We start from the raw sequence: 17,271 nt of genomic DNA on the forward strand, positions 1-17,271 counted from the left end.
ATGACGACCGACCGCGACCACTCACCCGCTCTCCGACCCGACGGCTTCACCCCGTGGTCGGACACCACGGCGGCCCACAGCGATCTCCTGGCGGCGAAGACGCTGGTCTACGACCCCTGCGGGTTCATCTGCTCACAGCCGGTGCCCGAAGCCGAGAGCGCGGAGTACGCCGCCCACGAGTTCACCCTCGACGGCCTCGCCGTCCGGTTCCGCGCGGCGAAGACGACCCCCACCAAGGTCGGACAGTTCGTCACCGTGTGGAAGAGGTCCCCCGGCGGGCCCATCCAGCCCTTCGACGCCGCGGACCCCGTCGACCTCTTCGTCGTCAGCAGCCGCGACGGTCACCACTTCGGCCAGTTCGTCCTTCCCATGGACGCGCTCCGCCGGCACGGCGTCGTGTCGGCGGACGGTGCCGGCGGGAAACGCGCCTTCCGCGTCTACCCGCCCTGGGTGACCACCACCAACCGCCAGGCCGGCAGCGCACAGGCCTGGCAGCTGGAGCACTTCCTGTCCCTGGACGAGGACGGGCCCCTCGACTCCGCCCGCGCCCGTGGGCTCTACCACCCCTCGTAAGGCAACCGCATCCGTCGTTACCGATGGCGCTCGGCGTCGCTGGTATGACCGTGAGCACAATCGTTGCGTTTAGGGGTCGGCGTCGGAGGCGGACGGCGCGTGGTCCGGGCCGGCGGGCTTCACCCGGCCCGCACGCCCGGCCCGCGCACCGTGCTCAGGCCACCGGCGCGAGTTCCCGAACCGGCTGTGACTGCTCGTAGGCATGACCGACCCGCAGCAGCGTGCGCTCACCGAAGGGTCGGCCGAGCAGCTGCATCCCGATCGGCAGGCCCGCCGAGTCGTGGCCGACCGGGAGGGACAGCGCGGGCACCCCGGTGATGTTGGCCGGGGCGGACAGCCGCACGAGGGCATCCGAGACCCCTTCGACCGTGCCGTCGGGCCAGGTGATCGTCGTCTGGTCGGCCGCTGCCGCCGTCATCGGGACCGTGGGGGCGGCGATCACGTCGACCGTCTTCAGGATGCCCGCCCACTCCTGACGCATCAGGGTCCGGGAGCGCTGGGCGCGAAGGTAGTCCCCGGCGGCCATCAGCTCGCCGGCCTCGAGGAGGACGCGGACGTCCGCCTGGTACAGCTCGGGCACCGTGCGCAGGGTGCGCTCGTGGTAGGCGGTGGCCTCCGGCACCATCAGGCCCCACTGCGTGGGCTGGATGTAGCGGGTCATCGGGATGTCGATCTCGACGAGCCGCGCGCCGAGCTCTTCCAACTGCCCGATGGCACGCCGCACGGCGGCCTCCACCTGCGCGTCGAGGTGGTCGAAGTAGTAGTTGCGAGGCAGGCCTACCCGCAGCCCGGTCAGATCCGTACCCGGGCCCGGCCCGTAGTCCACGACCGGGGTGACCACCGAAGCGGGGTCGCGCGCGTCGTGCCCGGTCAGTGCGGTCAGGACCAGAGCCGCATCCTCGACGGTGCGGGTGATCGGGCCGACGTGGTCCAGGGACCAGGACAGGGAAGTGACGCCGTGACGAGGAACGAGACCGTAGGTGGGCTTGAGGCCGACGACCCCGTTGAGCGCGGCGGGCACCCGGATCGAGCCGCCGGTGTCGGTGCCCAGGGAGAAGGCCGCCGCACCCGCGGCGACGGCGACGGCGGACCCGCCGCTCGATCCGCCGGCGATCCGGCCGTGGTCCCAGGCGTTCCTGGTCTGCGGGGTGGTCAGGCCGAAGGCGAACTCGTGGGTGTGCGTCTTGCCGAGCAGGACCGCGCCGGCCGCCGACAGGCGTGCGGCGACCGTGCTGTCGGCCTTCGCGCGGTGACCGGAGCGCACCCGGGAACTGGCCGTGGTGGCCCAGCCGGCGACATCGATCAGATCCTTGAGGCCCATCGGGATGCCGTGCAGGGGCCCCCGATGGCGGCCGTGCGCCTGATCTCGCTCGGCCTGAGCCGCCGCCTCGCGCGCCTGCTCCGCGCCGACCGCCACGTAGGCGTCGAGGAGCGGCTCCACCTTCGCGAGACGGCCGAGGACCGAGTCCACCAGCTCGACCGGGGACAACTGCCGGGCGTGGATCGCATCCGCCGCGGCGGCCACGGAAAGCTCATACGGCTGCATCGTGCGCCCCGTCCCCCGCACGGAAGGCGCCGGCGGGCGCGGTGTCCCCGAAGTCCAGCTCCCGCAGAATCCCGACGACGGCGTGGATGTGGTTCGCGGTTGCCGCGACCGCGGCATGACGGTCGGCGGGTAGCTCGAGCCCGGTCCGGGCGGCCCAGCGGGCCGCCTCCGGCGGCGTGAGTTCGACCGCGGTCAGAGGAGTTGACACGGGTGTCCTTCCCGACAGGAGGTGAGCAGCGGAGCAGCGCCCCCACCAAAAGCTAACGGTTTGCTTTAGGTGACCATAGGCCCTTCGGCGCACTAAAGCAAAAACGTTGCGTTTGTCGCCGATGGGTGGCTCCCCGGCCGCCCCGGCCTTCGACTCCAGCCCAACGCCGGCAGGTCGAGGGCGCCGCCCGGCGGCTCAGGACCGCCGGGCAGTAGCCGGGGGGTGCCGCAGGCTTGTCGGGATCGCAGGTGCGGGCTCTCGGCGGCGACTGCAATCCCGGATGCCGGGATGCCGGTGGCCCGCTGCCACCCAGGGAGCGGGGATCGTGCGCCACCGGGAGCGGTATCGGCCCGCGGGCTCAGGTGAGGGCGGCGACCAGCACGGCGAAGGCGGCGATGAGGACGGCGACGCGGGCGTAGTGGAAGCGGTCCCAGCGCTTCGACTGCTGCTTCCAGTCGGCGGGCCGGTTCTCAGCGGTCCACGTCTTGCTCCGGTTGTTGATCGGGACGAGCAGCACGACCGACATGATCACGCTGACGGCCAGCAGTGCGCCGGCGGTGACGGCGAGGCCGGTGCCGTGGTGGTGCCGTCCAGCGACGGCACAGACCGCGACGAGGACGAGCGAGGTGATGTACCAGACCGGCATCACGGCGCCGAGCATCCGCCCCCCGTGGGCGCGGGCGCTCAGGCAGCTGTCGTCCGGGAGGCCGTACAGGATCGGGTTGATGACGAAGGCGACGGAGAACTCCACCCCCACCATCACGCCGACGACCACGGTGGTGAAGACCTCGAGTGCGTTGAGCATGATGACCCCTCCTGGGATCTAGCGCCGCTAGATGACAAGGCAACGTTAGTACTGCTGCCGCTTGATTGTCTAGCAGTGCTAGAATCGAACCATGTCAGTACAGGAACGCAAGGAACGCGAACGGGCGGAGCGCGAACGCCTCATCGTGGCGACGGCCCGCGAACTCGCCGAGCAGCAGGGCTGGGACGCGGTCACCACCCGTCGGCTCGCCGAGCGCATCGAATACAGTCAGCCCGTCCTCTACAGCCACTTCCGCGGAAAGCGCGAGATCATCGGCGCCGTCGCCCTCGAAGGTGCCGCCGAGATGGCCGCGGCGCTGCGGGCCGCGGCCTCCGTCGCGGACGGCCCTCGCAACCGGGTCACCGCCCTCGCCCGCACCTACCTCGACTTCGCCGCACGCAACCCGGCGGTCTACGACGCGATGTTCCAGCTCGACGGCGGCCTGGCGTTCGCGCAGGAGGACACCCCCGAACCACTGAAGGACGCCTTCGCCGCCCTGCTGGAAAGCCTCGGCGAGGTCGCCGGGGACGGCGTCCATCCGGGACTGTTCACCGAGGTGTTCTGGGCGGCCCTGCACGGACTGGCGACCCTGACCCGGGCACGACGGCTCCCGCCGGAGGACACCGAGCGCAGGGTCGAGCTGCTGGTGGACCGGCTCGCCATGGTCTGACACACCGCCCCGGCGGGCACGCAGCCGGGGTCCCCGGGCCCCGGCTGCGTGCCTCCGGTCACTCGCGCCCGCAGGGCGCAACCGCGGACCGCCGGGCCCCGCACCCCGGACGGGCGCCCGCCCCGCAAGCTGCGATGATCATCGATCACGACCCGATAGGCACGCTGGGTCGAACGCCCCGTCGGCCGGCCTCCCCGCACCCCCGCTCCCAGGACGACGCGCCGCAACGGCCCGCGCGCCGGCCGGGGCCGGCGCGCGGGCGGGCGGGCGGGCGGGCGGGCGGGGCCGCAACGACCCGGCGGCGGCCGGCGGCCGGTTCAGAATCCGTGGCCGGCGGCGCCGTCGCGCAGCAGGGCGAACGCCTCGGTCGTCTCCGCGACGGCCTTCGGCGCGACGTCGCCGATGTCCTGCCCTTCGGCGAGCCTGGTCCAGGTGGACCGGGCGAGGACCTGGCGCACCGCCGAGTACTGGGCGGCGACCAGCCGGGCGGCCACGTTCCCGTCCGGGTCCAGCGCCTCGGTGAGCGCGCGGGTGTCGGCGTCGAGATAGTCGAGCAGGTGGAAGGAGAGGCTGGGAGTTTCGTAGACCAGCCGGAGGAAGGCCAGCACCTCGGGGTCATCGGTCAGCCCGGTGTTGGGGTCGCGGGCCGCCAGACGATCCAGGTGGTGGCGTTCCAGGGCGTCCAGCGGGGTGAGACCGGCCTCGCGGTCGCGCACGACCCGCGCGGCCTCGCCGAGGTGGTCGGCGAATCGGTGCAGGACCAGCTCCTCCTTGCTCCCGAAGTAGCGGAAGAGGGTGGGCTTGGAAACCTCGGCGGCGGCGGCGATCTCGGCCACCGAGACCTGGTCGAACCCCCGGTCGAGGAACAGGGCGATGGCCACGTCGGCGATGGTCTGCCGGGTGCGCTGCTTCTTGAGGGTCCGCAGACCCGTGTCTGGCTCGCTCGGGCTCATGCCCTGATCATAACCCGGAGACATTTGTTACTCGGTTGCATTTCTTACTCGGTTGCATTTCTTACTCGGTTGCTGTTCCATGGTGTGTACCGACAAGCCGGAAGGGCGGACACACACATGACGACCGTGGTGATCGTGGGGGCGGGGCCGACCGGACTGACCCTGGCGTGCGGACTGGCGCGGCAGGGCGTCGCGGTCCGTGTCATCGAGAGGGCAGCCGCATTCCACACCGGCTCCCGCGGGAAGACGCTCAACCCGCGCAGCCTGGAGGTCCTCGCCGACCTGGGCCTCGGCGAGGGGCTGGCGGCCGCGGGCCGCACCCACCTGCCGTTCCGCAAGTACTTCGCGGGCGAGTTCGTCAACGAGACCGAGCCGTTCGCGAGCGCCCGCCGCAGCACGGCCGTCCCGTACCCGGCGAGCCTGTGGCTGCCGCAGACGCGGGTGGAGCGGCTGCTCCGCGAGCGGCTCGCCGAGTACGGCGTGACGGTCGAACTCGCCACCGAGCTCGTGGACTTCACGCAGGACGGCGAAGGAGTGGAGGTGCGTCTCGCCGACGGCGGGCGGATCGCCGCCGAGTACCTCGTCGCCTGCGACGGCGGCCGCTCCACGGTGCGCAAGCTGCTGGGCATGCCGTTCGTCGGGGAAGGCGACCCGGAGCCGGTGATGGTCTGCGGCGACGTCGAGGTCGAGGGGCTGGATCCGGGCGCCTGGCACCAGTGGTTCGGGCCGCAGGGCGTGTTCATGCTCTGCCCGTTCGAGGGCAGCCGCCGCTGGCAGCTGCAGGCGAGCCCGGAGACGGACGCCGACGGCCGGGCGGTCGCCCCGTCGCTGGAGAGCTTCCAGCGGCTGGCCGCCCTGCACACCGGCCGCCAGGACCTCAGGCTCACCAACGCCACCTGGCTCTCCACCTGGCGGGTCAACGTCCGGATGGCCGAGCAGTACCGCCGGGGGCGGGTCTTCCTGGCCGGCGACTGCGCGCACGTCCACCCCACCGCGGGCGGGCTCGGCATGAACACCGGCATCCAGGACGCCTGGAACCTCGCGTGGAAACTCGGGTACGTCCTGCGCGGTCTCGCCGCTCCGGCCCTGCTGGACACCTATCAGGAGGAACGCCTGCCGATCGCCGCCTGGACCCTCGACGTCACCAGCGCCGGCATGACCGCCGTCATCGACGGCATCAGCACCCCCGGCATCGGCGTGGAAGCCGGCCGGGTCGGCGACCTCACCGGCCTCTCGCTCGGCTACCGGTGGAGCCGGCTCGCCACCGGACGCCCCACCGGCCCGCTCCAGGCCGGCGACCGGGCACCGGACGCCCCCTGCCCCGGCCCGGACGGCGAACCCGCGCGGCTCTTCGAGCACTTCGCCGGCGACCACTTCACGCTGCTGGGCTTCGGGCCGAGCGCCCGGCCCGCGCTCACCGGGCTGCCCGACCACGTCCGGCCGGTGCCGCTCGACGATCCCGACGGGGAGGCCCGCCGGGCCTACGGGGTCACCGGCGACGCCCTCGTCCTCGTCCGGCCGGACAACCACGTCGCCCTCCTCGCCCCGGCAACCGCCCGCGGGGACGTGCTCACGTACCTGGCGGCGCTGACGTAGCCGTGGCAGCGGGCTCGTCAGGCGCGGCACACCGCGGGCCGGTCCTCGGCGCGGCCCGCGGACAGCCGCCCGGCCACAGGGCGGGCGCGGTGGAGGCACGGCCGGCGCGGCCGTGCCTCCACGGGCTTCGCGGAGCGCCCGCCGTCAGCTCACCGGCTCGGGCGTGCGCCGGGCCGGCGCGGCCGACGGGGAGCCGGAGGCCGCCGCACCCAGGGCGGTCCCTCGCGTCTCCTCGGCCCACAGGACGCAGACCAGCAGGCCGACGGCAGTGGTGCCGGCCGCGATCAGCATGGTCGGCCCGGTGCCGAGCCCGCTGAGCGACAGGGGCAGCAGATACGTACCGACCGCCGCGCCGATCCGGCTCACCGAGGTCGCGACACCGACCGCCGTCGCCCGGATCTCGGTCGGGAAGAGCTCGTTCGGGTAGGTCCAGTCGAGCACGTTGGGCCCACCGCACAGGAACGCGTAGGCGCACAGCGCGATGACGGCGACCGCGGCGGGGGCGGCGGGCCAGACGCCCAGCAGCGCGAGCGGAACGATCATCAGGGCGAACGACCAGATGATCACCGGCCGACGGCCCCAGGTGTCGATCAGCCGCAGCGCCGGGAAGCAGCCCAGGAGGAAGACCAGGCTCACCAGACCGGTGCCGAGCGTGTCCAGCACGGTGCCGCCCGGCATGCCGAAGGACGAGAGGATCTGCGGACCGAACGTCAGCATCGCGAAGAGCGGGCCGACCTGGCAGAGGAAGAACAGGCCGCAGAACAGCGTGCGGCGCCGGTAGGGCTGGGTCATCAGCAGGCGCAGACCGCCGGGGCGGCCGGCCTCGGCGGGATCGGGCATCAACTCCCGGCCGTCCACCCGGACACCGAGGTGCTTCTCGACCACGCGCACCGCGTCACCGACCCGCCCGTGGGCGGCGAGCCAGCGCGGCGACTCGGGCGAGCCGCGCCGGATCACCAGGAACACCACACACAGGACGGTGGAGCTGGCCAGCATCCAGCGCCAGCTGCCCTGCCCGCCGAACCGCAGGAACAGATAGCCCGTCAGGTAGGCGAGGACGGAACCGGCGTACCAGGCGACGATCTGCTGACCGAGCAGCCGGCCGCGGTGGCGGGACGGCAGCCACTCGGCGAGGAGCGAGGTCGCGATCGGGTAGTCGGCGGCCACCGCCATGCCGAGCACGAAGCGCAGCAGGGCGATCGCCCACACCGTGTCGACCCAGAAGGAGAGCACGGAGCAGACGACCATCACCAACAGGTCCGCGGTGTACATCACCTCCCGGCCGATCTTGTCGGTCAGCACGCCGAAGAGCGCGCCACCGACGAACATGCCGACCAGGGCGGCGGCGCCGATCAGGCTGACCTCGGCGGTGGAGAGGCCGAGGTCGGGACGCATCCCGATCAGGGCCACGCCGACGATGCTCAGGATGTAGCCGTCCAGCAAGGGCCCACCGGAGCAGGCCAGGGCCAGTCTCCGATGGAAGCCGGTATACGGGGCGTTGTCGATGGTTCGGGACATGGAATTCGGGTCCTCCGGGGCGTACGGCGGTGCTCCCGCACACCGTGCGCCTGGTAGACGGCAGAAGTCGGGGCCGCCCGGGCGGGCGGCCCCGTCACCCGGACACACCGGGCGACCGTCCACGGTTGCCCGCTCCGGAGCGGTCCCCACGGGGACGAAGGTCGACCGGATTGGGGTCCTTGGTCCCGAACCGGACGGGCCTTGGGACCCGTGCGCCGACCACGCGGGCCGTCTATACCGGGGCCGGGCCGGGGCAGCCCCGCTCCTGCCGAGGCGGCCGCGCGGAACAGGTGACACTTCTCACCCGGACATGCCGAATCATCCCTTTTGTCTGATATGCGGTGATTTCAAGTCAGGGCCCGGCGCTGGAGCCGGAGCCGGACGCACGACAGCCGGACGACCGGCCGGACCTCCTGTCCCCACTACGGCCGCGGCCCCGGCGCCGAAGCGCCGGGGCCGTCGTCTGCTGCCGGCACACGGGCCCGCGAGGGCCGGCCCGGCCGGGTGGTACTCAGCGGGGGTCGACGATCTCCGGTGCGAAGACCGTCCCCAGCGGCTCGGGGCCGACGTACCGTTGGCAGTTGCACTGCCGGGGCTCGAACTGCAGGGGCTTGCGGTCGGCGTCCCACGCCGTGGGTGCCTCGACCGCCTCATGGCACTTGCCCTGCTTGTCGTGCTTCGCCAGGTGGTGGGTGCATCCGCAGACGGGCTCCGGGGCCCGCTTCGCCGCGTCGAGTGCGAGCTGCCGCCGTTCAGCGGCCTGCTGAAGCTCCATCTTCCGCTCGTGGCGCGTCTTCAGCGCGCCCCGGACGTTGTCGCCGATCCAACCCCGCCGATCATCACCGCAGGTATCAGCGCCCAGATCCAGCCAGCCATGCCACCACTCCCCTGTTCGACCGGCCCACAGCTTACGGCCCGTCCGCAACGGCCCGGCCACTCCGCGCACCCGTCCGACGACCGGCCGCTCCGCCGGACCCGGCGCCGGGCGGGAGCCGACGCTCCCCGGTGGTGGCTGCGACCGGACCGCCGAGGGCTCAGGACAGGCGCCCCCAGGCGGTGACCAGGCCGGGAGAGAGGTCGGCGGCGGTGCCCGAGGCCAGTGACTCGCGGGCCTCGTAGAGGAGTTCGGCATCGATGAGCCCGGTGGCGAGCATGGCCTCGCGGGAGCGGTCCCAGGTGTCCAGCCAGAACGCGGTGATCGGGGCGTCCGCGACCAGGGCCGGGACGTACGCCTCCGCGCCGACCTCGGACAGCCCGAGCTCGCGCAGCAGCCGCGGATAACCGGGCGTCCAGGCGACGTCGGTACCGATGGACGTCCTCAGGGCCCGCCACATCGCGCGCATCGCGAGCCGGTACGGGGTGTCGGGCGGGCCGGCCGTGGTGAGGTCGACGGCGTCCCCGAGGACCAGGTACCCGCCCGGTGCGAGGAGGTCCCGCAGGCGGGCCATGACACGCTGCCGCTCCGGCAGGTGCATCAGCACGAAGCGCGCGTGCACCAGGTCGAACCGGCCGGGGTGGAAGTCGGGTGAGGAGACGTCGGCCGTGAGCGTCCGCAGCGCCCCGCCCGCGAACGGCTCGATGAAGCGCACGTCCCGGTCGACGGCGAGGACCTCGCCGGCCCCGGCGGCCGTGGCCAGCCAGCGCGCGATGGTGCCGGTACCGGCCCCCACGTCGCAGCAGCGCACTCCGGGGCCGACCCCGAGAGCACGCAGCCGGGCCCGGGTGACGTGGTCGTAGGCGAGGGAGCCGAGGTCGATGCGCTCGCCCTCGCCGGGCTGCCACGGCTCGAAGAGGGACTCGCCGTACCCGCCGTCGGCTCCGGCCGGGCCCGGCGCGACCGGGTCAGTGGACATCGGCTGTCCTCCCGTCGTCCTGCCGTCCGCCCGCGGGAGGGCGGGCCTTCGGCCACCGGAGGTCACCGCGCTGCGGACACTGACGAGCCTATCGGAGGCCGGTGGACACCGCCGGTCCGGAAGGGAGCCACCGGTCCGGAGGTGAGGCCGGAGGCTGCCGCTCGCGCGGATACGGCTTCGGCAGAGAGCTCCACACCCCTCGGCCGGCATCCCCGCGCCCACCGGGTCCGGGCCGCGCTCACCGCACCGGCGACGTGGCCGGCGGGCACGGCACGGCCCCCGGCCCCCACACACGGGGCGCCGGGGGCCGGTCCTCGGCGGATCAGGGATGCAGGACGCGCGACGGCGTCGCCGCATTGTCGGCAGCCGCCTGGGAGCGGACGCCGGGCGTCACACAGACGTCGTCACCCGGCCAGGCCTCCCGCCAGACGTAACCGGAGACGCAGGTGTGCGGTCCGTAGGGGCCGGACACCCACCGGCTGTAGCGGGCCGCGTTGTCGGCGGTGGTCTGGCTGCGGGTCGCCGGGGTCACGCAGGCGTAGTCGCGGTAGTCGCCGTCGCGCCAGACGTACCCCGGGGTGCAGGTGTTCGGCCCGTAGATCGCGACCGAGGTGGCCGAGTAGACGGTGACGCTCGCGGTGCCGCCGCTGACCGAGGTAGCGATCGAGTCCCCGTTGGCGTTCAGCGAGGTGACGGGGAGCCGGGCGCCGCCGTCCAGGGTGCGCTGCAGGTACGGCGTCCCGTTGACGATCTCGTGGATCAGCACCACGTCGTTCGGGATGCCCCCGGAGTAGCCGAGCTTCCGGGTGAACTCCACCGTGTAGTAGTGGAACGGGTCCGATCCGATCGGCACCCGGAGCAACTGCGGGTGGTAGCCGTCATCGCTCTGGAGCGAGGTGAGGGTGTAGCTGCTCCAGCCGGCCGGGGCGACGGCCACCCGGCTGTGGTCCACCCAGCCGAGCTTGTCGAGCTGGAAGCCGGCCAGGCCGACCGGTTGCGCGTTGCCGTAGGTGCCGCCGGTGCCCGAGCCGTAGACGTTGGCGGCGCTCATCTCGTCCCACGGGTCGTCGTACTCCCCCGGCGCGGACCACGGGGCGTTGCGGTAGCTGGTGTCGTTGGAGAAGGAGTGCCCGAGCCCGTAGCCGTGCAGCATCTCGTGGGCGACCGAGACCGAGCCGAGGCCGGTGCCGTCCAGGTAGATCGCACCGCCGGCACCCCACCAGTCGATGCCGACGTTGGTGACGACGATCGTGCGGTGGCCGGCGGGGACGGTGTACCCGCCGGCGCTCGCGGCGTTGACGCAGTCCTGGAAGCGGGTCCACCTGTCCCGGCCCTGCTCCTGGGCGAGGGTGTAGGGCATCGTGTACCAGCCGGCGGCGTTGGAGTTGCGGATCTGCACCGCGCCGGCCGAGACGCTGTTGAAGTAGTCGTACATGCCGCCGGTGCCGGCGCCGGAGTCGGTGAAGAAGTTCCTCAGCCAGGCGGCGCTGTGCGGTTCGGACGCGTTGTCCGACACCTTGCACATGAGGATCGACCAGCCCGTGTAGCCCCGGACGGGCACGGCCTGGGCCCCCTGCGGAACCCCCCAGAGCACCATGACGACGGCGGCCAGGAGCACCGCCGCCCTGGCGCGGAGCCGGCGCATTCGCCGCATTCGGTTCCCACGCATTCGGTTCCCGCGCATACGGGAGACCTCCCCTTCCCCAATGCTTCCGGGGCCTGTCCCCGGACGGGCGACGGCACCCGTACCCACGGAGCTATGAGCGGTAAACTCCGGACAGAGAAGGACAGTTGAGTGAGGGTCAGGAATTCGCCGCGCCGACCCGGACTCCCCCGGCCCCAGGGCTGCGACCTCCTCCTCGACCTCGCACGCCGGCGCCCCGCCGCCCTGCCGCACCTCGCTCCCACCACCGGGGCGCCGGGGACGGGAAAGAAAGGTGATTCGGTTTTCTCCGTCGTGTCGATCCGCGACGGCCCCGTTCGACCTGGGATAGAGAGAGGGTCGGACAGCGGCCCCGCTACGAAGGAGACCAGCCATGGCGAAGTACATGTTGATCATGCGAGGCAACGAGGACTCGGTCGCGAAGATGATGGAGACGCCCTTCGACGAGATGCTCGCGACGATGGGCCGCTACAACGAGGAGCTGATCCGGGCGGGCGTGCTCGTCGCGGCCGAGGGCCTGGACGACGCCTCGCAGGGCGTGGTGGTCGATCTCAGCGGGGAAACCCCCGTTGTCACCGACGGCCCGTACGGTGAGACCAAGGAACTGTTCGGCGGCTACTACATCCTCGACGTGGCCTCGAAGGAGGAGGCTGTCGAATGGGCCAAGCGCCTCCCGGCGTTCCCGGGCACGAAGGTGGAGATCCGCCGGGTGCCGGGGATCGACGAGTTCCCGCAGGACAACGAGTGGATCGTCAAGGAGCGGGCATGGCGCGAGCGGACCGGCCAGCTCTGACACCCGCACGCTCCGAGGGCCCGCCGGACACCGAATCGGCCCGGCGGGCCGTCGAGGCCCTCTGGCGCATCGAGTCCGCGCGGATCATCGGCGCACTCACCCGCTACACCGGGGACTTCGACCTCGCCGAGGACGTCGCCCAGGAGGCCCTGGCCCAGGCACTCGTCGTCTGGGCGCGCGACGGCGAGCCGGCCAGCCCCGTGGGCTGGCTGCTGGCCACCGCCCGGCGGCGCGCCATCGACCAGTTCCGCCGCCGCTCCGCCCTCGACGACCGGTACGCCGCGCTCGCGGCCCGGCTCGGCGAGGGCGAGGCGAGCTCCGGCGCGGAGCCCACCGCGGACCGGTCGGACGACCCGCCGTGGGACCCGGACCGGATCGAGGACGACGTCCTCGCGTTGATGTTCGTGGCCTGCCACCCGGTGCTCTCGCCGGAGGCCCGCGCCGCGCTGACCCTGCGCGTGGTCGCCGGCCTGTCCAGCGAGGAGATCGCCCGCGCGTTTCTCGTGCCCGTGCCGACCGTCCAGGCACGGATCACCCGGGCGAAGAAGACGATCGCCGCGGCCGCGGTGCCGTTCGAGCTCCCGCCGCCCGCGGAGCGGCGCGAGCGGCTCGGCGGCGTCCTGAGCGTGCTGTACGTGATCTTCACCGAGGGCTCGACGGCGACGACCGGCGACGATCTGCTGCGCCCCGGTCTCGCCTTCGAAGCGATCCGGCTGGCCCGGACGCTGGCCGCGCTGCTGCCCGGCGAAGGGGAGGTGTTCGGGCTGCTCGCGCTGTTCGAGCTCACCGCCGCACGGTTCCCCGCCCGCACCGGGCCCGACGGCGAGCCCGTCCTGCTGGAGGACCAGGACCGCCGCCGGTGGGACCGCTCCGCCGTCCGCCGCGGCCTCGCGGCGCTCGACCGGGCGACGGCCACCGGACGCGGCCTGGGGCCCTACGGCCTGCAGGCGGCGATCGCCGCCTGCCATGCCAAGGCCCCGTCCGTGCCGGAAACCGACTGGGAGCGGATCGTGCTCCTCTACGAGGCGCTCGGCCGGGTCGCGCCCTCCCCCGTCGTGGAACTCAACCGGGCGGTGGCCGTGGCCATGGCGACCGGGCCGCAGGACGCGCTGGCGCTCGTCGACGAGCTCGTCGCCTCCGGCCGCCTCTCCGGCTCCCACCTGCTCCCGAGCGTGCGCGGCGAGCTGCTCTCGCGACTCGGCCGCACCGCCGAGGCGCGGGCGGAGCTGGAGCTCGCCGCACGCCTGTGCCGCAACAGCCGCGAACGGTCCGTGCTGCTGCGCAAGGCGGCTGCGCTCGCCTGACACCGGCCGTCCCGCCTCCGCCCCGGTCCCCGCCGGGGCGGAGGCGTCGTACGTGTGAGGCCGCGGATCGCCGCCGTCGGGCACCGCGCCGGGCCGCCTTTCGTCACGGAGTGTGGACGGTTGGCGGGCCGGGCGTGAGGGCTGTGGTGCGGGCCACCCCCGGCCCGGTCACCACCCCACCACTTCGGCACACGCGGCCGAGGGCCCGTCACCCACCGTCGACGATGTGCGCGGCCTCACACCCCCACCCGTGTGGCCCGGACCACTTCCACCCCCCATTCGATCTTGAAAAATGGGGCATTTGGCTTCAAATCATCCCATTTCCTTGATCCCTACCCGCGGTAACAACCCCCTGACGTGCCCAAACCTACGAATCCTTGAAACCCCCACCACCACCCCCGTAACTTCGAACCCGTTGCACCGAACACACCGCCCCGAAGGCCCCCGGAGCACCACGGCGCACCACCCACGCGAGCGACACCCCCCGAAACCAACAGCCCCCCAGGGCCTAGTTCCGCACGCCCGCACACCCGCCCCACCCCTCACGCCGCACGCAAAGGAACCACATGACCCTCCGCAACGAGACCACCACCGCCACCACCACCAAGCGCCGCAACCGCGTCCGCATGGCACTCATGGCCGGCGCCCTCACCGCCCTGCCGGTGGCCGGCCTCGTCGCAGCCAACACCGCCTCCGCCGCACCCGCCTCCGTCTGGGACAAGGTCGCCGCCTGCGAGGCCACCGGCAACTGGGCCATCAACTCCGGCAACGGCTTCTACGGCGGACTCCAGTTCACCTCCAGCACCTGGGCCGCCTTCGGCGGCACCGCCTACGCCCCCCAGGCCCACCAGGCCACCAAGGCCCAGCAGATCACCATCGGCGAAAAGGTCCTCGCCGCCCAGGGCCCCGGCGCCTGGCCCGTCTGCTCCGTCAAGGCCGGCCTCACCAAGTAACACCCCACCGGCACCAACCAGGCGGCACCCCCGGCCAGCACCCCACCAGGCCACCCCGCCACCCCGACGTCCACCCGACGCCACCCCCACGACAACGCCGCTGCACCCGACCGAACACCCACGGTCCGGGACAGCGGCGTCGCGGCGTTCCAAGCACCTACTGACTTCGGCGCCTCAGGGCGACGATTTGGCAGGTATTGCTGACGGCCAGGCGCCACGCATAACAGCCAACGGAGCAGCGCCGCACCGACGCGACGCGTTCCTTGCCGCGGCAGTCGACGAGGCGAGGCCGGCCAGAACCGACAGTTGATCGACGGCATACGGTGGCGGACTCGGACCGGGGCGCCCTGGCGTGACCTGCCCGAGCGGTACGGGCCGTGGGACCGTGAGCGCCGGGGAGGCCAGGCGTGCGTGCGGTCAGCGCACCGGCGCCGTCCAACGCGGGTCGCGGCCGGTGAACGCGAGGAGCTCGTCGGCGGGGCCGGCGGCGGCGGGGACGTCCACCTCGGGGCCGAACTTACCGAACGATTCGCGGACGAAGTCGACGATCTGCCCGGCCGGGCTCTCCAGCCGCTCCGCCATGGACTCGCTGAGAGGAAGGTCCTGGCCGGTCGCCCGGGCGGTGTCCCAGGCGTGGACCGCGGCGTCGAGCGCGGCGACGGCCGTTCCGGCCTGCGCGGGCATGGGACCCCATCGGGGTCGGCACGCTCTCCGCCTCCCGCACCGACTCCCACGCCTTCATCGCGGTACCGAGCAGCGCCTCCAACCGCACCGCCGCGCCCCGGCCGTCGGCCTCCAGCGCGTCCACCGGCTGGAACGGGTCCCCCTCGGGAGCGTCGCCGGTGATCTGCATGACCAGCGCCTGCTGGTCGAGCCGGGCATGGTGGAAGACCTGGCGGACCGTCCACTCACTGCACGGCGTCGCGGCACCCCACCCGCCCTCGGGCACGCCCCACCACACCCCTCCCGTCCTGGATCACCACCCTTGGGGACCGCGCCGGTCACCGGTTCGGTGAACAGGTGCCGCGGACGCAGGGCGTCGCCGGGGGAGAAGGGTGCGGCGGTTCGACCGGGCTCGCCGGGCCAGGGCGCCCCGCCACGCTGCGCCAGGTCATGAGCCGGCTGGAACGTACTCGTACCCGGGGTGGGGGTGACGCCAAGTGGTCCAGCCGCGCTTGGGCGCAAAGCTCGCGGGGTGGGTGCCAGGTGGCGAAGTGCTGGAGCAGGCGGGCGTGGTCGGGACCGGTGACGGAAGCAACCTTCCCGGCGAGCCACTGTTCGAAGAGCCGGCGGTCCACCCGGCCTCCCGCATGTGACGGGGATCACGCCGGGGGGAAAACCTGATGTCCGGGCCGGACGTCTAGGAGGTGTGAGATCAGTCAGGACGGCAGCGCTGCACGAACTGGACGAGGAGTGTCTCGTCCGGTTGGTCGCCAAGGGCGACCGCGGGGCGTTCGAGGAGTTGTACCGGCGTACGTCGCCGTGGATGGCGGTGCGGCTGCGCCGCCGCTGCGCGGACGAGCAGGTCGTCGCCGAGGTCATGCAGGAGACGTACCTGGCGGTGTGGCGCGCGGCGGGTGCGTTCGCCGGGGCTGCGGCCGGGGGAACGGCCGTCGGCTGGCTGTGGACGATCGCGGCGCGCCGCCTCGTCGACGCGTTCCGGCGCAGGGCCCACCACGCGGAGCCGCCGCCCGCGGCCGCCCCGCAGCCCGTGGCGCCCGCCGCCGAGGAGGAGGCGCTCGCGGCGACCGTCGGCGGTGATGTCGGCGACGCGCTGCGGCGCCTCGCGCCGGAGCTCAGGCACGTACTGCAGGCCATGGTGCTCGACGGGCTGTCCGTCCGGGAGACCGCGGTCCTGCTCGGGCTGCCCGAGGGCACGGTCAAGACCCGCGCCCGCCGGGCCAGGATCGAGATGCGAAGGAGCCTGGTGTGAGCGTGGAGCACGCGTCGATGCGGATCATCGACGGTTACGCACGCGGCGACACGGACATCGCCGCCGACGAGGTGTGGGCCCTGGAGGCCCACCTGGAGGCGTGCCGGGTGTGCCGTGACCGGCTGTCGGCCGCCGTCACGGCGAAGGTGCCCGCCGTGGCGTCGCTGGTCGACACGGTGTGGTCCGGCCTCGGACCCGAGCTGGCCGCCACCGCCGCGATGCCGCGCCGGCGGCGCCGGCCGGCGCAACTGTCGAGGTGGCTGACGCCCACGATGGTGCCGTGGCTGGCGATGGTCGTGAGCGTGACGCTGTGCGCGCTGCTGCTGGACCTGGTCGGCCCCGGCTCCAGCGAGGTGTCCCTGGTACTGCTGCTCGCCCCCGTCCTGCCCGTGCTCGGCGTCGCGGCGTCGTGGTCGCGCGGGCTCGACCCGGCGTACGAACTGACGGCCTCGGCTCCCAGAGCCGGGCTGTACCTGGTGCTGCGGCGCACCGCGTCCGTGCTGGCCGTGGTCGTTCCCGCGCTGCTGGTGGGCGGCTGGGTGACGGGGGTGACGGCCGCGCAGTGGCTGCTGCCCTGCCTGGCGTTCACCTCGACGACCCTGGCACTCGGCGGTGTCGTCGGCGTGACCCGTGCCGCCGTTGCGCTGATGGCGGTGTGGGCTGCGGTAGTCGTGGCGCCGACCCTGGCCACCAGCCGTACGACCTTCGCCCTGCAGACGGACGGTCTGCCTGTGTGGGCGCTGATCCTCGTGCTCGGCAGCGGTGTCGTGATCGCCCGCAGGGACGCGTACTCCGTGCTGGGAGCCCATCGTTGACCATCGGTCTCGCCGGCGTGTCCTTACCCGGCGCTTGTCACACGCATCCCCCTGAGTGATCGAGTCACGGGATGCCAGGCGGCCAATC

At 72.9% G+C, this 17,271-nt stretch carries 17 protein-coding genes and 2 pseudogenes; 9 read left to right on the top strand and 10 right to left on the bottom strand.

Translation table 11 applies throughout. The annotated features are described in order from the left end of the window. Window positions 1-573 (top strand): MepB family protein, encoded by a 573-nt coding sequence (locus ACZ3YO_RS30765; protein ID WP_465575812.1) that lies wholly within the window; start codon window positions 1-3, stop codon window positions 571-573. Window positions 574-727: 154 nt separating this feature from the next. On the opposite strand, the gene ACZ3YO_RS30770 is transcribed toward ACZ3YO_RS30765, so the two are convergent. The 3 genes from ACZ3YO_RS30770 to ACZ3YO_RS30780 all read right to left on the bottom strand — a co-directional run bounded on the left by ACZ3YO_RS30770 (window position 728) and on the right by ACZ3YO_RS30780 (window position 3,132). Further along, window positions 728-2,119 (bottom strand): amidase, encoded by a 1,392-nt coding sequence (locus ACZ3YO_RS30770; RefSeq protein WP_465575814.1) that lies wholly within the window; start codon window positions 2,117-2,119, stop codon window positions 728-730. Then, a complete protein-coding gene (locus ACZ3YO_RS30775; protein WP_465576015.1) occupies window positions 2,106-2,315 on the bottom strand; it encodes a hypothetical protein in 210 nt (69 codons plus the stop codon). Before ACZ3YO_RS30775 ends, ACZ3YO_RS30770 begins: the two co-directional genes overlap by 14 nt. Window positions 2,316-2,685: 370 nt before the next feature. Continuing rightward, window positions 2,686-3,132 (bottom strand): anthrone oxygenase family protein, encoded by a 447-nt coding sequence (locus ACZ3YO_RS30780; RefSeq protein ID WP_465575817.1) that lies wholly within the window; start codon window positions 3,130-3,132, stop codon window positions 2,686-2,688. Window positions 3,133-3,223: 91 nt separating this feature from the next. On the opposite strand from ACZ3YO_RS30780, the gene ACZ3YO_RS30785 reads away from it, so the two are divergent. Beyond that, entirely contained in the window at window positions 3,224-3,802 is a 579-nt protein-coding gene (locus ACZ3YO_RS30785; protein ID WP_465575820.1) for a TetR/AcrR family transcriptional regulator, read from the top strand. Between the two features lie 317 nt (window positions 3,803-4,119). Here the strand turns inward: ACZ3YO_RS30785 and ACZ3YO_RS30790 are convergent, their stop codons facing one another. After that, window positions 4,120-4,755 (bottom strand): TetR family transcriptional regulator, encoded by a 636-nt coding sequence (locus tag ACZ3YO_RS30790; RefSeq protein WP_465575822.1) that lies wholly within the window; start codon window positions 4,753-4,755, stop codon window positions 4,120-4,122. A gap of 117 nt (window positions 4,756-4,872) precedes the next feature. Between ACZ3YO_RS30790 and ACZ3YO_RS30795 the strand changes: the two genes are divergently transcribed. After that, window positions 4,873-6,351, top strand: coding sequence for an FAD-dependent monooxygenase (locus tag ACZ3YO_RS30795; protein WP_465575824.1), 1,479 nt, complete (start codon window positions 4,873-4,875; stop codon window positions 6,349-6,351). Between the two features lie 144 nt (window positions 6,352-6,495). Here ACZ3YO_RS30795 and ACZ3YO_RS30800 read toward each other — a convergent pair whose 3' ends face one another. The 4 genes from ACZ3YO_RS30800 to ACZ3YO_RS30815 all read right to left on the bottom strand — a co-directional run bounded on the left by ACZ3YO_RS30800 (window position 6,496) and on the right by ACZ3YO_RS30815 (window position 11,367). Further along, a complete protein-coding gene (locus ACZ3YO_RS30800; RefSeq protein ID WP_465554533.1) occupies window positions 6,496-7,869 on the bottom strand; it encodes an MFS transporter in 1,374 nt (457 codons plus the stop codon). 511 nt (window positions 7,870-8,380) lie between these two features. Beyond that, the gene (locus ACZ3YO_RS30805; protein ID WP_465575828.1) at window positions 8,381-8,644 is read right to left on the bottom strand and encodes a hypothetical protein; all 264 of its coding nucleotides are present in this window, start codon (window positions 8,642-8,644) and stop codon (window positions 8,381-8,383) included. Between the two features lie 259 nt (window positions 8,645-8,903). Beyond that, window positions 8,904-9,722 carry a class I SAM-dependent methyltransferase gene (locus tag ACZ3YO_RS30810; protein WP_465575831.1) on the bottom strand — a complete coding sequence of 273 codons (819 nt, stop codon included), beginning with the start codon at window positions 9,720-9,722 and terminating at the stop codon, window positions 8,904-8,906. 322 nt (window positions 9,723-10,044) lie between these two features. Next, window positions 10,045-11,367, bottom strand: coding sequence for a metallopeptidase domain-containing protein (locus ACZ3YO_RS30815; protein ID WP_465575834.1), 1,323 nt, complete (start codon window positions 11,365-11,367; stop codon window positions 10,045-10,047). Between the two features lie 391 nt (window positions 11,368-11,758). Between ACZ3YO_RS30815 and ACZ3YO_RS30820 the strand changes: the two genes are divergently transcribed. The 4 genes and pseudogenes from ACZ3YO_RS30820 to ACZ3YO_RS30835 form a co-directional block, all read left to right on the top strand. Then, on the top strand, window positions 11,759-12,178 hold the full coding sequence (locus tag ACZ3YO_RS30820; RefSeq protein WP_465554525.1) for a YciI family protein: 420 nt from the start codon (window positions 11,759-11,761) through the stop codon (window positions 12,176-12,178). After that, a complete protein-coding gene (locus ACZ3YO_RS30825) occupies window positions 12,151-13,482 on the top strand; it encodes an RNA polymerase sigma factor (protein ID WP_465575837.1) in 1,332 nt (443 codons plus the stop codon). Before ACZ3YO_RS30820 ends, ACZ3YO_RS30825 begins: the two co-directional genes overlap by 28 nt. Window positions 13,483-14,048: 566 nt before the next feature. After that, window positions 14,049-14,435 (top strand): transglycosylase family protein, encoded by a 387-nt coding sequence (locus tag ACZ3YO_RS30830; RefSeq protein WP_405362999.1) that lies wholly within the window; start codon window positions 14,049-14,051, stop codon window positions 14,433-14,435. 291 nt (window positions 14,436-14,726) lie between these two features. Next, a pseudogene (locus ACZ3YO_RS30835) lies at window positions 14,727-14,816 on the top strand (transposase); the annotation flags it as partial. A gap of 36 nt (window positions 14,817-14,852) precedes the next feature. On the opposite strand, the gene ACZ3YO_RS30840 reads toward ACZ3YO_RS30835, so the two are convergent. Both ACZ3YO_RS30840 and ACZ3YO_RS30845 read right to left on the bottom strand, forming a co-directional pair. Further along, window positions 14,853-15,119 carry a DinB family protein gene (locus ACZ3YO_RS30840; RefSeq protein WP_465576033.1) on the bottom strand — a complete coding sequence of 89 codons (267 nt, stop codon included), beginning with the start codon at window positions 15,117-15,119 and terminating at the stop codon, window positions 14,853-14,855. Between the two features lie 16 nt (window positions 15,120-15,135). After that, window positions 15,136-15,396 (bottom strand): annotated as a pseudogene (locus ACZ3YO_RS30845) (maleylpyruvate isomerase N-terminal domain-containing protein); the annotation flags it as partial. A 408-nt stretch (window positions 15,397-15,804) separates the two neighbouring features. Between ACZ3YO_RS30845 and ACZ3YO_RS30850 the strand changes: the two are divergent. Together ACZ3YO_RS30850 and ACZ3YO_RS30855 are read left to right on the top strand one after the other, a co-directional pair. Beyond that, a complete protein-coding gene (locus tag ACZ3YO_RS30850; RefSeq protein ID WP_465575842.1) occupies window positions 15,805-16,368 on the top strand; it encodes an RNA polymerase sigma factor in 564 nt (187 codons plus the stop codon). After that, window positions 16,365-17,183, top strand: coding sequence for a zf-HC2 domain-containing protein (locus tag ACZ3YO_RS30855; RefSeq protein WP_465575845.1), 819 nt, complete (start codon window positions 16,365-16,367; stop codon window positions 17,181-17,183). The genes ACZ3YO_RS30850 and ACZ3YO_RS30855 overlap by 4 nt, the downstream gene beginning before the upstream one ends. Window positions 17,184-17,271 lie beyond the last annotated feature (88 nt).

The organism is Kitasatospora sp. NPDC022785, assembly GCF_055561295.1.

Bases quoted from the DNA above. Each gene is read 5' to 3' on its own strand.
- ACZ3YO_RS30765 (WP_465575812.1), top strand. From the start codon at position 1: ATGACGACCGACCGCGACCACTCACCCGCTCTCCGACCCGACGGCTTC.
- ACZ3YO_RS30770 (WP_465575814.1), bottom strand. From the start codon at position 2,119: ATGCAGCCGTATGAGCTTTCCGTGGCCGCCGCGGCGGATGCGATCCAC.
- ACZ3YO_RS30780 (WP_465575817.1), bottom strand. From the start codon at position 3,132: ATGCTCAACGCACTCGAGGTCTTCACCACCGTGGTCGTCGGCGTGATG.
- ACZ3YO_RS30785 (WP_465575820.1), top strand. From the start codon at position 3,224: ATGTCAGTACAGGAACGCAAGGAACGCGAACGGGCGGAGCGCGAACGC.
- ACZ3YO_RS30790 (WP_465575822.1), bottom strand. From the start codon at position 4,755: ATGAGCCCGAGCGAGCCAGACACGGGTCTGCGGACCCTCAAGAAGCAG.
- ACZ3YO_RS30795 (WP_465575824.1), top strand. From the start codon at position 4,873: ATGACGACCGTGGTGATCGTGGGGGCGGGGCCGACCGGACTGACCCTG.
- ACZ3YO_RS30800 (WP_465554533.1), bottom strand. From the start codon at position 7,869: ATGTCCCGAACCATCGACAACGCCCCGTATACCGGCTTCCATCGGAGA.
- ACZ3YO_RS30805 (WP_465575828.1), bottom strand. From the start codon at position 8,644: ATGGAGCTTCAGCAGGCCGCTGAACGGCGGCAGCTCGCACTCGACGCG.
- ACZ3YO_RS30810 (WP_465575831.1), bottom strand. From the start codon at position 9,722: ATGTCCACTGACCCGGTCGCGCCGGGCCCGGCCGGAGCCGACGGCGGG.
- ACZ3YO_RS30815 (WP_465575834.1), bottom strand. From the start codon at position 11,367: ATGCGCCGGCTCCGCGCCAGGGCGGCGGTGCTCCTGGCCGCCGTCGTC.
- ACZ3YO_RS30820 (WP_465554525.1), top strand. From the start codon at position 11,759: ATGGCGAAGTACATGTTGATCATGCGAGGCAACGAGGACTCGGTCGCG.
- ACZ3YO_RS30825 (WP_465575837.1), top strand. From the start codon at position 12,151: ATGGCGCGAGCGGACCGGCCAGCTCTGACACCCGCACGCTCCGAGGGC.
- ACZ3YO_RS30830 (WP_405362999.1), top strand. From the start codon at position 14,049: ATGACCCTCCGCAACGAGACCACCACCGCCACCACCACCAAGCGCCGC.
- ACZ3YO_RS30840 (WP_465576033.1), bottom strand. From the start codon at position 15,119: ATGCCCGCGCAGGCCGGAACGGCCGTCGCCGCGCTCGACGCCGCGGTC.